General features: G+C 38.4%; 11 protein-coding genes. 10 read left to right on the top strand and 1 reads right to left on the bottom strand.

Features of this window, described 5'->3' with window-relative positions:
* The first annotated feature begins 1 nt into the window (after position 1).
* The 4 genes from NC818_02425 to holA all read left to right on the top strand — a co-directional run bounded on the left by NC818_02425 (position 2) and on the right by holA (position 4,233).
* Positions 2 to 1,594, top strand: a complete 1,593-nt coding sequence (locus NC818_02425) for a DUF1957 domain-containing protein (protein ID MCM8783621.1) — start codon at positions 2 to 4, stop codon at positions 1,592 to 1,594.
* A gap of 131 nt (positions 1,595 to 1,725) precedes the next feature.
* Positions 1,726 to 2,679, top strand: a complete 954-nt coding sequence (gene bamD / locus NC818_02430) for an outer membrane protein assembly factor BamD (protein MCM8783622.1) — start codon at positions 1,726 to 1,728, stop codon at positions 2,677 to 2,679.
* Positions 2,676 to 3,233, top strand: a complete 558-nt coding sequence (lptE, locus tag NC818_02435) for an LPS assembly lipoprotein LptE (protein ID MCM8783623.1) — start codon at positions 2,676 to 2,678, stop codon at positions 3,231 to 3,233. The genes bamD and lptE overlap by 4 nt, the downstream gene beginning before the upstream one ends.
* A 43-nt stretch (positions 3,234 to 3,276) precedes the next feature.
* The gene (holA, locus tag NC818_02440) at positions 3,277 to 4,233 is read left to right on the top strand and encodes a DNA polymerase III subunit delta (GenBank protein ID MCM8783624.1); all 957 of its coding nucleotides are present in this window, start codon (positions 3,277 to 3,279) and stop codon (positions 4,231 to 4,233) included.
* Here the strand turns inward: holA and rpsT are convergent.
* The gene (rpsT, locus tag NC818_02445; protein ID MCM8783625.1) at positions 4,226 to 4,510 is read right to left on the bottom strand and encodes a 30S ribosomal protein S20; all 285 of its coding nucleotides are present in this window, start codon (positions 4,508 to 4,510) and stop codon (positions 4,226 to 4,228) included. The two genes, holA and rpsT, sit on opposite strands and share 8 nt — an antisense overlap.
* A 64-nt stretch (positions 4,511 to 4,574) precedes the next feature.
* On the opposite strand from rpsT, the gene murJ reads away from it, so the two are divergent.
* The 6 genes from murJ (at position 4,575) to lnt (ending at position 13,663) form a co-directional block, all read left to right on the top strand.
* A complete protein-coding gene (gene murJ / locus NC818_02450) occupies positions 4,575 to 6,137 on the top strand; it encodes a murein biosynthesis integral membrane protein MurJ (GenBank protein MCM8783626.1) in 1,563 nt (520 codons plus the stop codon).
* On the top strand, positions 6,116 to 7,513 hold the full coding sequence (locus tag NC818_02455) for an excinuclease ABC subunit UvrC (GenBank protein ID MCM8783627.1): 1,398 nt from the start codon (positions 6,116 to 6,118) through the stop codon (positions 7,511 to 7,513). Before murJ ends, NC818_02455 begins: the two co-directional genes overlap by 22 nt.
* Positions 7,503 to 7,799 (top strand): MGMT family protein, encoded by a 297-nt coding sequence (locus NC818_02460; GenBank protein MCM8783628.1) that lies wholly within the window; start codon positions 7,503 to 7,505, stop codon positions 7,797 to 7,799. Before NC818_02455 ends, NC818_02460 begins: the two co-directional genes overlap by 11 nt.
* Positions 7,800 to 7,856: 57 nt before the next feature.
* A protein-coding gene (gene prfB, locus NC818_02465; GenBank protein ID MCM8783629.1) for a peptide chain release factor 2 occupies positions 7,857 to 8,961 on the top strand; the annotation gives its coding sequence in 2 pieces (ribosomal slippage) (positions 7,857 to 7,925 and positions 7,927 to 8,961; 1,104 coding nt in all).
* A gap of 2 nt (positions 8,962 to 8,963) precedes the next feature.
* A complete protein-coding gene (gene secA / locus NC818_02470; protein MCM8783630.1) occupies positions 8,964 to 12,068 on the top strand; it encodes a preprotein translocase subunit SecA in 3,105 nt (1,034 codons plus the stop codon).
* A 128-nt stretch (positions 12,069 to 12,196) separates the two neighbouring features.
* A complete protein-coding gene (lnt, locus tag NC818_02475; protein ID MCM8783631.1) occupies positions 12,197 to 13,663 on the top strand; it encodes an apolipoprotein N-acyltransferase in 1,467 nt (488 codons plus the stop codon).
* The last annotated feature ends 11 nt before the right edge of the window (positions 13,664 to 13,674 follow it).

A 13,674-nucleotide genomic window follows, 5' to 3' on the forward strand; every position in this document is an offset into this window, starting at 1 on the left:
AATGAATGAGAAAGGTTATCTTGCTTTAGTTTTACACGCCCATCTTCCTTTTGTCCGCCATCCGGAATACGAAGACTTCTTGGAAGAGCGTTGGTTATTTGAAGCCATTACGGAAACCTATATCCCTCTTTTAAATGTTTTTGAGCGTTTATTAGAGGAGAATATGGATTATTGTCTTACCATGTCTATAACCCCGACACTTGCCTCTATGCTTACCGACCCCCTTTTACAGCAAAAATATTTAAGGAATTTAGAAAAACTGATTGAGCTTGCCGATAAAGAAGTTACCCGCACCCGTTGGCAGAGTGATTTTCACCAGCTTGCACTGATGTATTATCACCGTTTTACCCATACCCGCTATGTATTTGTAGATAAGTATAAAATGAATCTTATACCCGTCTTTCGCAGACTTCAGGAAGCAGGAAGGCTGGAGATTATTACCTGTGCAGGAACCCATGCTTATTTACCTCTGGCTTTACATCGTCAGGCAGTAAGGGCACAGATAAAGACAGGGGTAGATTTATATCAGAAGTTGTTTGGAACGCGTCCAAAGGGAATTTGGCTTCCAGAATGCGGTTATAATCCCGGTGACGATGAAATTCTTAAAGAGGAGGGTATAAAATATTTTATTATGGATACACATGGGATACTTTTTGGCTCTCCCCGGCCAAAATATGGAGTTTATGCACCCTGCTATTGCAAATCAGGAGTGGCTGCTTTTAGCAGGGATATGGAATCTTCTAAATCTGTTTGGTCTTCTATTGAAGGTTATCCCGGAGATTATAATTACCGTGAATTTTATCGCGATGTGGGATATGACTTGGATTATGAATATATTAGACCCTATATAAATCCCGATGGAACAAGAGTAAATACCGGTATAAAATATTATCGGATTACCGGAAAAACCGACGATAAACAGCCGTATGTTCCAAGTTGGGCAACTGCCAAGGCAGCCGAACACGCCGGTAATTTTATGTTTAACCGGGAAAAACAAGTAGAGTACCTCTATAGCATTATGCATCCACGCAAACCCATTATTATTTCCCCTTACGATGCCGAGCTATACGGCCACTGGTGGTTTGAAGGACCACAGTGGCTTGACTTTCTTATTCGTAAAATAAATTTTGACCAGAAGACTATCAAATTGATTACTCCTTCTCGCTATTTAGAAATTTATCCCAAGAATCAGGTGCTTACTCCTTCAATGTCTAGCTGGGGCTGGAAAGGTTATTCCGAGGTTTGGTTAGAGGGGTCCAATGATTGGATATATAGACATCTACATAAGGCAGCCGAGAGAATGGCGGAACTTGCAAAGGCAAACAATCATCCTCATGTGGATGGTCTTAAACAGCGCGCTTTGAATCAGATGGCACGTGAACTGATGCTTGCTCAATCAAGCGACTGGGCCTTCATCTTGAAAACCGGAACTTTTACCACTTATGCAGTAAGGAGGATTCGCGACCACATTGCCCGCTTTACCTACCTTTATGAACAGGTCAAAGAAAACCGCATAGATGAGGGATGGCTGAAGTCAATTGAGGATAAAGACAATCTCTTTCCGGAAATTAACTATCGAATCTATGCAGAGTAAAGGCGGTATAAGACCATAATCGAGCAAATCCCATCCTCTCTTTTCAGCTTTATTTCCCCTAAGCTATTAAATTGATTTGACAGCATTAATTTTTAATGATAATATTATTCCCTAAAGAAAGGAGATTGAGCATGGTTAAGAAAATTTTATGGTTTATGGTTATTTCTCTCTTCTTTATTAATCAAGGTGTTCAAGCATACTGGATTTGGACACCTAAAACCGGAAAGTGGGTTAATCCGAAATATGCGGTAAAAGACTCTCCCCAGGAACAATTAGAGTGGGCAATGAATTTATATATGAATAAGAATTACGAAGGGGCTATTGGCGAGTTTAAAAAATTAATCAAATATTATCCCAATTCTCCTCAAGCCTGTGATGCCCAGTATTTTATTGGTAAAGGGTATGAGGAGCTGGGTAAGTTTTACGAAGCTTTTAAGGCTTATCAAAAGGTAATTGATACCTATCCGTATACACAAAAGGTAGAAGAAGTTATTGAGCGAGAGTATCGTATAGGAGACCTTTATTTCACTGGGCATCGAGATAAAATCTTAGGGATGGGAATAGCTTCTCCGCTGGAACGTGCTCTGGAGATATTCCAAAAGGTAGTAGATAATGCCCCCTATGGCCAATATGCACCCCCCAGTCAGTATAAAATAGGTATCATTTTGGGGAAATTGGGGAGGAATGAAGAGGCAAAGCAGGCATTCTTGAAGCTGGAGAAAAACTATCCAGATTCAGAATTTGCCAAGGAGGCAAAATACCAGATCGGTCTTTTGGGCTATAAAGCTTCTCCCAAGTCTTTTTACTCCCAGGAAGAAACGGAGACTTCCATTAAAGAGGTAGAGGAATTCTTGCGCACCAATCCTTCCTCTTCCCTTAAAGACGATGCCCAGAAAATTCTGGGTGATTTAAGGAATAAGAAGGCAGAAAGCCTTTTTAAGACCGCGCAATTCTATGAACGTCAGAAGTATTTTGATTCCGCAGTGTTATACTACGATGATATTGTTAATAATTATGCAGACACAGAATGGGCAGCTAAGTCATTGGAGCGTATTTCTATTATTAAAGAAAAGAGAAATAAATGAACAAAGATTTCAAACATTGTATTACAGAGGTTTTTCTATTCGTTGGAATTTACTGTTTACTGGTTACGGGATTTAGTGGCTGTGGTTACACCACCCGTTCTGTTTTACCCTCTTCTTTTAAAACTATCTACATCCCTACTTTTGTAAATAGCATAAGATTTGACGACACTGGTTCAGAATATCGGACATACTACCCTGGTTTAGAAATAAAAATCACCAATGCAGTGGTAGACCGTTTCGTTTATGATGGTAATCTTCGTGTTGTCAGAGAAGAAAATGCAGATTTGAAATTAGAAGGGGATTTGGTAGATTATCTTAAACAGCCCTTGCGATATTCAGAGTCTGATGAAATTGAAGAATACAGAATCTCTCTTGTTGTAAATTTGGTTTTAAAAGATAGAGAAGGTAACATTGTTTGGGAAGAGAAAAATTTTATGGGAGATACGACCTATCGTCTTTCCGGTTCCTTAGCGAAGACTGAACAAGAAGCCTTGGGGGATGCTGCGGAAGATTTAGCGCGTCGAATAGTTAACCGGACCATAGAGCATTGGTAAAATCCTTTCTTTCTAATCCTTTCGTACGACTTGCTAAGATAAAATGGGGAGAGTTTTTCTCTATTTAGGGGAAGAAGATTTTCTTAAAAGAGAGGCTTTAATAAAATTAAGAGATTCTTATGGAGAGAAAACTGCTTATTTTTCATTTTGTCCAGAGGATGATGGTTTTAGGATGGAAGAAGTCATACGTTTAGCAAGGACCAATAATCTTTTTTCCCCCCACCAGATAATCGTGATAAAAGACATTGATAAGGTTTCACCATCAGATAAAGAGGTTCTTCTTTCTTATATAAAAAATCCCACCCATTATACCGATTTAGTTTTACTTACAAGATTGAAGATTAAAAAGTTGGATAATGAGGATAATCTCTGGATAAAAAAACTCTGTAATGAGCCAGGTGTAAAATTTAGAGAATTTTCTCCCCTTTCCGAAGAAGAACTTCGAAATTGGATAGTTGCTGAGGTTGATAAATGCGGTAAGAAAATTTCTCCTCCCGCTTTAGCTCTTTTGTTTAACAAATTAGGCAATAATACCTTTCTTATCTCTCAGGCGATAGAGAAGGCTATTCTTTATATCAAGGATAAGAAAACAATAGAATGGGGGGATTTGGAACAGACGGTCGGCAAGGAAATTTCTCTTGATGTGTACAAAATGCTTGGTGCATTTCTTAATGGAAAGATTTATGAAGGGATGGAGATATTACGGGATATACGGGATTTTAATGTGAAACCGGATAAAATATTAGGAATATTAGTAGCAGAATGGAGGAAATTCTATCAGGCAAAGAAACTTCTCCGAAAAGGGCTATTACCTGCCCAGATTAAAAAAGAACTAAATTTATTTTACGCTGATATTTTCTTCTCTAATTTAAAAAAGATTACGCTAGATAAGATAGAGAAATCTCTGCGCGAGCTTCTTACTATAGATTACGCGATAAAAACAGGGAAATCAAAACCATTTTTTGCTCTGGAGTTGTGGTTCTTGAAGAATTTTAGTTAGTTTTGTCTTTAGGCGATATTGCCTGGTTGAGTTTTTTATAAAGGCGAGAAATCTTGCGGCGAGCATTGTTTTTGTGGATGATGCCCTTTGTTTTTGCTTTACTGATTTTTGAAATAAGGAATTGAAGATATTTCTTTGCTTCCTCGGTTTTCTGTTCAGCAAGTAAGACGTTGAACTTTTTTATATAGGTTTTAAGGGCTGATTTTATCTGTTTGTTTTGCAGAGTTCTTTTTCTGTCTTTTTTTATTTGTTTATAGGCAGAATGGTGCACGGGCATAAGTACCTCCTATTTTTTATTTTTAATACTATAACATAACTTACCTTTTTTGTCAAATATAATTATGGGAGAACTTGGTAAAGTCCATAGGAAATTAGCTAATTCGGCGGTAATAATTGGCATAGGGACAGCTATTAGCCGTTTCTTGGGTTTGATAAGGGATATAATCATTGCCCGTGTTTTTGGCACCTCAATTTTAGCAGATAGTTTTTTTGTTGCTTTTAGGATACCCAATCTTCTCCGCGACTTTGTAGGGGAGGGAGCGACCAATTCCGCTTTTGTTCCCGTTTTTAGTGAGTATTTGGTAAGAAAAGAATTTAATGAGTATCAGCGGTTGGTCAATGCTTTGTTCAAAATTGCTGTATTGATTCTCTTAACAGTAAGTATTCTAGGGATAATTTTTTCTCCGTTTATTGTAAGTATTATTGCCCCTGGTTTTAAATTAACGCTTAATAAATATCAAATTACTGTAAGCCTTACGAGAATAATTTTCCCTTACATATTTTTTATTGGTCTTACTTCCTTCTTTATGGGGATATTGCACTCCCATCAGCTTTTTGCCTCCTCTGCGTTCTCCCCTTGTATGTTAAATCTTGCTTTGATTATGGGAGCTGTTTGGTGGGTAAAGTACATTGGCGTTTATGGTCTTGCTTGGGCAGTAATTTTAGGTGGTATTCTACAGGTTCTAATTCAGATTCCTTCACTTAAAAGGACGAATTTTAAATTTAAATTAAAGGATTGCTTCAAACACCCCGGCGTAAATAAAATAGGTAAGCTTCTTCTTCCACGGGTCTTAGGTTCAGGTGTCTATCAGATAAATTTATTTGTGGATACTATTTTGGCTTCACTTTCTAAGATAGTAGGCGAGGGAGGAGTTTCTGCTCTATATTATTCCAACCGACTCGTTCAATTACCTTTAGCCATCTTTGGCATTTCCGTTGCTCAAGCAGCTCTGCCTACAATGGCGATTGAGTCTCAAGAGAATAATTTTGATAAATTGTCACAGACGATTTTATTCTCCTTGAGGAATGTTTTTTTTATTACCCTACCTTCTGCGGTGGGCTTAATAGCACTCTCTGTTCCCATTACCCGCATCCTTTTTCAGCGAGGGGAGTTTGGGATATATTCTACCCAAATTACTTCTTCGGCTTTGTTATTTTATTCTTTAGGGCTGTTCGCTTATGTAGGAATAAAAATTCTTGTTTCTGCTTTTTACTCACTCCAGGATACTTTTACGCCGGTAAAGATTTCCAGCCTTTCCTTACTTATAAATATAATCCTTAATGTTATTTTAATGTTTCCTTTGAAGGTTTCTGGTTTAGCTTTAGCCACTGCCCTTTCTGCCTCGTTTAATTTTTCTTTGCTTTTTAAACACCTTAGAAAGAGAATTGCGTCTTTAGAAGCAAAAGATTTGTTATTTTCTTCAATGCGCATTCTTCTTGCATCCCTGTGCATGGGAATAATGGTTAAGATTTCCTTTTATATTCTAAATTATCTTCTGAAAAACGAAATTTTACAAGTTTTGTTAGCAATTGGCATAGGTATAGTTTTTTATATTGTTTTTTGTTTTATCTTTAGGGTGAGAGAATTGTACCAGGTGAAGAAATGGATATTAGGGAGAAGATAAAGAATATTCCCGATGCTCCGGGGGTTTATCTTTTTAAAGATAAAGAGGGAAAAGTGATTTACATCGGTAAAGCCTCTTCTTTGCGTAAGCGGGTAATGAGCCATTTTTCTCAGAAAGATTCTTTAAAAGAAGAAATCTTAAAGCATAAGGTTAGAGATGTAGAATATTTGCCCACCGTTGATGAAGCTTTCGCCTTGCTTTGGGAGGCAGCATTGATTAGAGAAAAACAACCTACTTATAATGTTAATTATAGAGATGATAAGAGTTATCCCTTTCTGAAGATTAGCATAGCGGAAAAATTTCCCCGTATTTTTATCGGGAGGGGCAAGGGAGAAAAAAAGTGGTTGTATTTTGGCCCATATAGCAATGTTAAACTTCTTAGAGAAGCGGTAAAAACAATCCGCAAAATATTCCCCTTCCGTTCCTGTCGTGTTCTGCCTAAGAAACCCTGCCTCTATTATGCTTTGAGACTCTGTCCTGGACCTTGTGTAGGAAAGGTTAGCGAAGAAGAGTATAGAAAAATAATTTCTCAGATAGTTCTTCTGTTAGAAGGAAGACGAGAAGAATTGGAGAAAGAGTTGATAAAAAAGATGCAAGAGAAAGCAGCACTACACAATTTTGAAGAGGCAGCCCAAATAAGGGACCAGATTCAAGGTCTTTCCCAGCTGAAAGCCCTACGCCTGGGAACCGAAACTGTTTTAAAAGAGTTGAAAGATGTTTTGGGACTGAAGCGGTTTCCTTATCGTATTGAAGCCTTTGACCTTTCTCATCTTTCAGGCTCGGAGGCTGTGGGGGCAATGGTGAGTTTTTATAGAGGAGTTCCGGATAAAAATAATTATCGAAGGTTTAGAATCAAAACCGCACATCCTCAAGACGATTTATCGATGTTAAAAGAAGTTATCTGGCGTCGTTTTAGAAGACTTAGCGAAGAGAAAAAAGAACTACCGGAATTGGTTATTATTGATGGAGGGAAAACGCATCTGGAAACAGCTTTTAAGGAAATAGAGAAATTAGGTATAGAAATAGAGCTTATATCTTTAGCCAAGGGTGAAGAATTGATTTATACTTTAAAGAAAAAAGCGCCTTTAATTCTTCCTCGGGATTCAGTTGTTCTTAGATTTATCCAGCGCATTAGAGATGAAGTCCATCGTTTTGCGATAAATTATCATAAAAGATTGCATCGCAAAAATTTTCTTTTATCAAAACTGGACAGGATAAAGGGGATAGGTGATAAAAGAAAGAAAGAGTTACTGAAACATTTTGGTTCAGTAGAGATTCTTGAAAAAGCCAATCTGGATGAAGTTGCTAAAGTTAAAGGAATGAACCGGAAGATAGCCGAAACTTTGCTGAACTCTCTTAAGACTAATGAAAAGTAAGTTAGATAATCATAAGCTAACTCCGTTTCAAAAAGAAGTTTATAAGGTGGTAAAGAAGATTCCTTTTGGGGAAGTGCGTAGTTATAAATGGGTAGCCGAGAGAATTGGTAAACCGCGGGCCTATCGTGCAGTGGGTCAGGCTTTAAAAAAGAATCCCTATACCCAAGTAATTCCCTGTCATCGAGTTATCTGTTCCAACGGTTCTTTAGGAGGATATGTAGAGGGATTGAAGAAAAAACTCCTTCTTTTAGAAAAAGAAGGAGTTGACATAAAGCAAAGAAAGTAATTTCGTTGTTTTTATTGTTTTCTTGTAATAAAATAAAATGGTAAAAAAGGAGTGGAAATGCGTGAAGAATTAAAGTCACAGTGGAAAGATTTAGAGAAGAAATTGGAAGAACTAAGGGGGTATCTTTGAAGTAGATAAACGTTTTGAAGAGATACGCTTATTAGAAGAGAAGATGCAGAGTGCGGATTTCTGGAATAATTCCAAATCTGCTAACGAGGTAATTCAGAAGTTAAAAAAAGAAAAGAGTATCGTTGAACCGTGGCAGAGAATAGAAACTAATTTAAAAAATTTGCAGGAACTTATTCAGATTGTAGAAGATAGTGATGTAGCGTCACAAAAAGAGCTAAAAGAAGATTTGGATAAATTGGAACATGATTTAAAATCTCTGGAATTTTCCTGTATATTCTCTGACGAATCTGATAGTAATAATGCTATATTGAGCATAAATGCAGGAGCAGGAGGAACCGAATCCTGTGACTGGACGGCAATGCTTTTAAGAATGTTTATGCGCTGGGCAGAAGAAAGAGGTTTTTCCGTCAAAGTCCTGGATATGCTCGCGGGTGAAGAAGCAGGAATAAAAAATGTTACTATTTTAGTAAAAGGCGATTACGCTTATGGGTACCTTAAGTCTGAGCATGGGGTACACCGTCTTGTGCGCATTTCCCCTTTTGATGCTAATAAGAGGAGGCACACCTCTTTTGCTTCCGTAGAAGTGATTCCGGAGATAGGAGATGAGATAGAGGTAAAGATAGAGGATAAGGACCTGCGGATAGAAACATTTCGTGCCGGCGGTCCAGGTGGGCAACATGTAAATGTTACAGACTCTGCAGTGAGAATTATTCATATTCCTACAGGTATTATGATTTCCTGCCAGAATGAAAGGTCTCAGTATCAAAATAAGACAACCGCAATGAAAATCTTACGTTCTCGTCTTTATGAATTGGAAAGAAAAAAACGGGAGGAACAAGTGGTAAAACTTTCGGGAGAGAAGAAAGAGATTGCCTGGGGGAGCCAGATTCGGTCCTATATCCTGCATCCCTATCTTTTGGTCAAAGACCATCGCACGGGGTTTGAGACGGGTAATGCTCAAGGAGTTCTTGATGGGAATCTCGATGGGTTTATGGAAGCATATCTAAAATGGAGAAAAAATCCGAATAACTAAATATGGTTGGGTTTATTTTACGTAAAATTTTTGGCGATGCTAATGAGCGAGAATTGAAAAGACTTAAGCCAATTGTAGAGAGGGTTAATCAGCTTGAGCCAAAGATAGAGAGTTTGCGTAACGAGGAGATACTTGCTAAGACAGAAGGGTTTAGGGATTATATCCGTAAAAGGAAGCAAGAGTTTAATGTCCAGGAACTCGAACCAAGTTTGCAGAGGAAGAAAGAAGAAGAGATTTTGGAAGAGATTCTTCCTGAGGCATTTGCCTTGGTGAGGGAAGCGGGAAGGCGCACTATTGGTCTGCGTCATTTTGATGTGCAGTTGGTAGGGGGAATAGTTCTTCATCGGGGTAAAATTGCGGAGATGGCTACAGGAGAAGGGAAGACACTTGTAGCAACTTTAGCGGTGTATCTCAATGCTCTTTTAGGACGAGGGGTCCATGTAGTGACTGTTAACGATTATTTAGCCCGAAGGGACGCAGAATGGATGGGGCCGATATACAGGCTTTTAGGATTAACGGTGGGAGTTATTCAACACGATTCTTCTTCTGAAGATAGGAAAAAAGCTTATCTTTGTGATGTAACTTATGGTACAAACAATGAATTTGGTTTTGATTATCTAAGAGACAACATGGTTGTGCGTAAGGAAGAGCGGGTGCAGAGGGAACTTTTTTATGCAATTGTGGATGAAGTGGATTCTATTCTCATTGATGAGGCAAGGACTCCCTTGATTATTTCTGGACCGGTGGCTTTTGTTAATACCATCTACGAAGAAAGGAGACCGCTTATTGAAGAACTGGTGCGTAAACAGCGCCGTCTTATTGAGGAGATTCTTAACGAAGCAGAAACGCTCTGGAATCAGCCTGAAAAGGAATACTCCGCAGCGATAAAATTTCTTATAGCTTCACGAGGAGAACCAAAGAATAAAAGATTACTTCATTTCTTAGAGGATAATAAGATTCGTCGTCTCATTCAGAAAGTGGAACTGGATTATATTCGTGATAAGCGTCTTCATGAACTTGATGAGGAGCTTTTTTATGTAATAGATGAAAAAGCAAACTCCATAGATTTTTCGGAAAAAGGAAGAGAGTTTTTGGGTTCGCGTGACCCCGAGTTATTTGTCTTGAAGGATATTGCCGAAGAGATAAAGCACTTGGAAGATAAAGAGGATATTAGCTGGGAGGAGAAAATTAAACTAAAAGATGAACTTTTCCGTAAGGAAGCCCAGAAGCAGGAAAAGATTCATGCCGATAGGCAACTCATTCGTGCCTATGAACTTTTTGAGAATGAAGTGGATTATGTGGTTAAAGATGGGAAGGTACTCATCGTCGATGAGTTTACAGGAAGGCTTATGCCCGGGAGACGCTGGTCTGATGGATTACATGAGGCGGTGGAAGCAAAGGAACGTATTGCCCCAGAGCGAGAAAGTCAGACTTTGGCTACGATTACTTTGCAGAATTATTTTCGGATGTATAAAAAACTTGCGGGAATGACAGGAACCGCAATTACTGAAGCGCAGGAATTTCACGCCATTTATAAACTTGATGTCGTGGTGGTTCCTACTAATCGTCCTCTCATCAGGACAAATTATCCTGATGTAATCTATAAAACAGAGCGGGAGAAGTTTAAAGCGGTGGCGGAGGAAATTGTGGATTTGCATAAAAAGGGAAGACCAGTTCTTGTGGGTACGCTTTCTATTGAGAAGTCTGAACGTTTAAGCAGGATGTTAAAGGAGCGTAAAATTCCCCACAATGTATTGAATGCCAAGTATCACGAGTTAGAAGCGCATATTGTTGCCCAGGCAGGAAGGCTGGGGGCAGTTACCATTGCTACCAATATGGCGGGTAGAGGAACCGATATTCTTTTAGGGGGAAACCCTGAATATTTAACTAAAGATTTTTTGAAAGCAGGTCAAAGAGATGCCTCCAGTGTTTCTAAAGAAGAGTTTTTGAAGATATACGAAGAGGTGAAGAAGCAGGTAGAAGAGGAGCATAGAAAAGTTGTGGAATTAGGAGGATTACATGTAATTGGCACAGAAAGACATGAGGCAAGAAGAATTGACAATCAGTTGCGAGGAAGAGCAGGCAGGCAAGGTGACCCCGGTTCTTCCCGTTTTTATCTTTCTTTAGAAGATGACTTACTGAGATTATTTGGTTCTGATAGATTGGTGCTTTTGATGGAACGTTTTGGAATGGAAGAAGGGCAGGTCATAGAACATCCTTTGATTTCCAAGGCAATCGAAACTGCCCAGAAGAGAGTGGAAGAGTTTAATTTTTCAGTCAGGAAACAGCTTTTAGAATACGATAATGTAATGAATCGTCAGCGTGAGATTATTTATGAAGAGAGAAAACTTATACTGGAATCAGAGAGTCTTAAGAATCATATTTATGAAATGCTGGAGGAGTTGCTGGAAGAGAATATTCACCGTTATCTTTTATCGGCAACGGATGAAGCAGAAAATAACTATTCGGGTTTGTCTCTTTGGATTTATGAGAAATTTTTGGTGCGTATTAATCCTGAAGAGTTAAAAAAGTTAAATAATCCTGAGGTCAAAGAGTATATTTATAATAAGATTATAGAAAGTTACGAGGAGAGGGAAAAATTATTAGGAGAAAGACAGTTGCGTGAGTTTGAGCGTTTTGTTCTTTTGCGGACTATTGATGAGCGCTGGAAGGAGCATCTTTACAATATGGATGCTTTAAGAGAAGGGATAGGTCTGCGTGCTTATGGCCAGCGTGACCCGTTGGTAGAATATCAACATGAAGGGTTTGCGATGTTTGAGGAGATGATTTCCCGCATAAAAGAAGAATCCTTGAGTTCTCTTTTTAGATTGTACGGTATGGCAGAAAAAAGAATTTTTGGCGTATTTGAAGGTTTACCGCAGGAATTGGTGCATCGAGAGGTAGGACAATTCCAGAACTTGCCTTCGCGAATGCCGCAAGAGGCGCTTCCTACTACTAAGGATTTAGAAGAAACTCCTATGGCAAAAGGAGCAAAGAGAGGGGAGACTACTACCATTCCTTTTCGTCGTTCAGAACCGAAGGTGGGACGCAATGACCCCTGTCCTTGTGGAAGCGGGAAAAAATATAAGAAGTGTTGTGGTAAGTAAGAACTGCTTAACTTGAGATTCGTAAATCCGTAAATCGTAACTGGTAATCCGTAATTTGTAAAAACTTTTACATACGGATATTTTTTTTATTAAAGGCAAATATATTTATACATTTTAAATCGAAACAGATGTTTTTTTCTTTTTCCTTATGTTTTATTAGTGCTCTACTTTTAATTTTGTCTTTTCCCTCTACAGATTTTTATCTTTTTGCCTGGTTTGGTCTTGTTCCTTTGTTTTTTGCTTTAAAAAATAAAAATAAAAAACAGACATTTTTTTTATCTTATTTGTGGGGTTTAATTTTTTGGGCAGGAATTCTCTATTGGTTGGTTAAGGTGACTTTCTTAGGATATCTTTTTTTAGTTTTATATTTAGCCATCTATTTAGGGCTTTTTGGTTTAATTACTAATTACGGATTACGAGTTACGGATTATGGATTACTTTTTCTTCCCAGTGCTTGGGTTTTCTTAGAATTTCTTCGCAGTAATCTTTTTACCGGTTTTGCTTGGGTACTCTTGGGCTATTCTCAATATAAAAACCTTCCGCTTATTCAAATTGCCGATATAACCGGTGGATACGGCGTTTCTTTTCTTATTGTCTTGGTCAATGTAGCAATTTATTTAGTATTTATTAGTAAGGAGTCAGTATTCAGGAGGATGAAAAGAATACTTGCAGTTTTCGTCCTGCTTTCTCTATGCTCAATCTATGGCTACTTTAAAATACACACGCCACTTTCAGCTCACCACTCACTACCTCTGCGGATTTCCCTTATTCAGGCAAACATTTCTCCTTATGAAAAATGGGATGTGAAATTTAAAAATGAAATCATAGAACGTTATGTTTATCTGACACAAATGGCGGTAAGAAAAAACTCTTCGCTTATTATTTGGCCCGAAACCGCTTTTCCTGGTTTCTGGGAGGTGGAGGAAGATTTAAGGACAAAAGTTTTAGACCTAACCAAAGAGGTTAAAACAGGTATTCTCCTGGGAGCTCCTGTTTGGGAAGGAGAGTTAATTTATAACGCCGCAATTTTTATTTCTGGAGAAGGCGAAGAAATTAAGAGGTATCGCAAAATTCATCTCGTTCCTTTCGGTGAGTATACCCCTTTTCCCAAAATTCTTGGATTTTTGCAGCATAAGTTTGATATTGGAGATTTTACAAGAGGTAAAGAATATGCGGTTTTCCTGCACCGCCTACCGTGTACCGGATATCCCTTTAGCGTTTTGATTTGTTTTGAAGATATTTTCCCAAATTTAGTGCGTAATTTTGTAAAAAAGGGCGCGGAATTTCTCATTAACCTTACCGAAGATGGTTGGTATGGAAAAAGTTCTGCTTCCTTTCAGCATCTTCAAGCGCTGGTTTTTCGAGCGGTGGAAAACAGGCGTTATATGGTGAGGGCTGCTAATACCGGCTACAGTTGCGTGGTTAGCTCTTTAGGAAAGATTGTTTCGGAATTGAAGGATGATAGAGGAGAACGGTTATTTATCAGGGGAATTCATACCAGCGATATTCTCCCCAATTCAGAAAAGACAATCTATACCCGTTTTGGAGATTGGTTTGTTCTATTGTGCGTCGTCTTTTTAATTTTTCTCCTTTAAATCCTCGATGT

Source organism: Candidatus Omnitrophota bacterium, assembly GCA_023819145.1.
GTDB lineage: Bacteria > Omnitrophota > Gorgyraeia > DTHP01 > DTHP01 > JBFWKV01.

What these genes read in the sequence shown, in the direction of transcription:
- holA (MCM8783624.1), top strand. Translation starts at nt 3,277, where the DNA reads ATGGGGAGAGTTTTTCTCTATTTAGGGGAAGAAGATTTTCTTAAAAGA.
- secA (MCM8783630.1), top strand. Translation starts at nt 8,964, where the DNA reads ATGGTTGGGTTTATTTTACGTAAAATTTTTGGCGATGCTAATGAGCGA.
- NC818_02455 (MCM8783627.1), top strand. Translation starts at nt 6,116, where the DNA reads ATGGATATTAGGGAGAAGATAAAGAATATTCCCGATGCTCCGGGGGTT.
- murJ (MCM8783626.1), top strand. Translation starts at nt 4,575, where the DNA reads ATGGGAGAACTTGGTAAAGTCCATAGGAAATTAGCTAATTCGGCGGTA.
- NC818_02460 (MCM8783628.1), top strand. Translation starts at nt 7,503, where the DNA reads ATGAAAAGTAAGTTAGATAATCATAAGCTAACTCCGTTTCAAAAAGAA.
- lptE (MCM8783623.1), top strand. Translation starts at nt 2,676, where the DNA reads ATGAACAAAGATTTCAAACATTGTATTACAGAGGTTTTTCTATTCGTT.
- lnt (MCM8783631.1), top strand. Translation starts at nt 12,197, where the DNA reads ATGTTTTTTTCTTTTTCCTTATGTTTTATTAGTGCTCTACTTTTAATT.
- bamD (MCM8783622.1), top strand. Translation starts at nt 1,726, where the DNA reads ATGGTTAAGAAAATTTTATGGTTTATGGTTATTTCTCTCTTCTTTATT.
- rpsT (MCM8783625.1), bottom strand. Translation starts at nt 4,510, where the DNA reads ATGCCCGTGCACCATTCTGCCTATAAACAAATAAAAAAAGACAGAAAA.
- NC818_02425 (MCM8783621.1), top strand. Translation starts at nt 2, where the DNA reads ATGAATGAGAAAGGTTATCTTGCTTTAGTTTTACACGCCCATCTTCCT.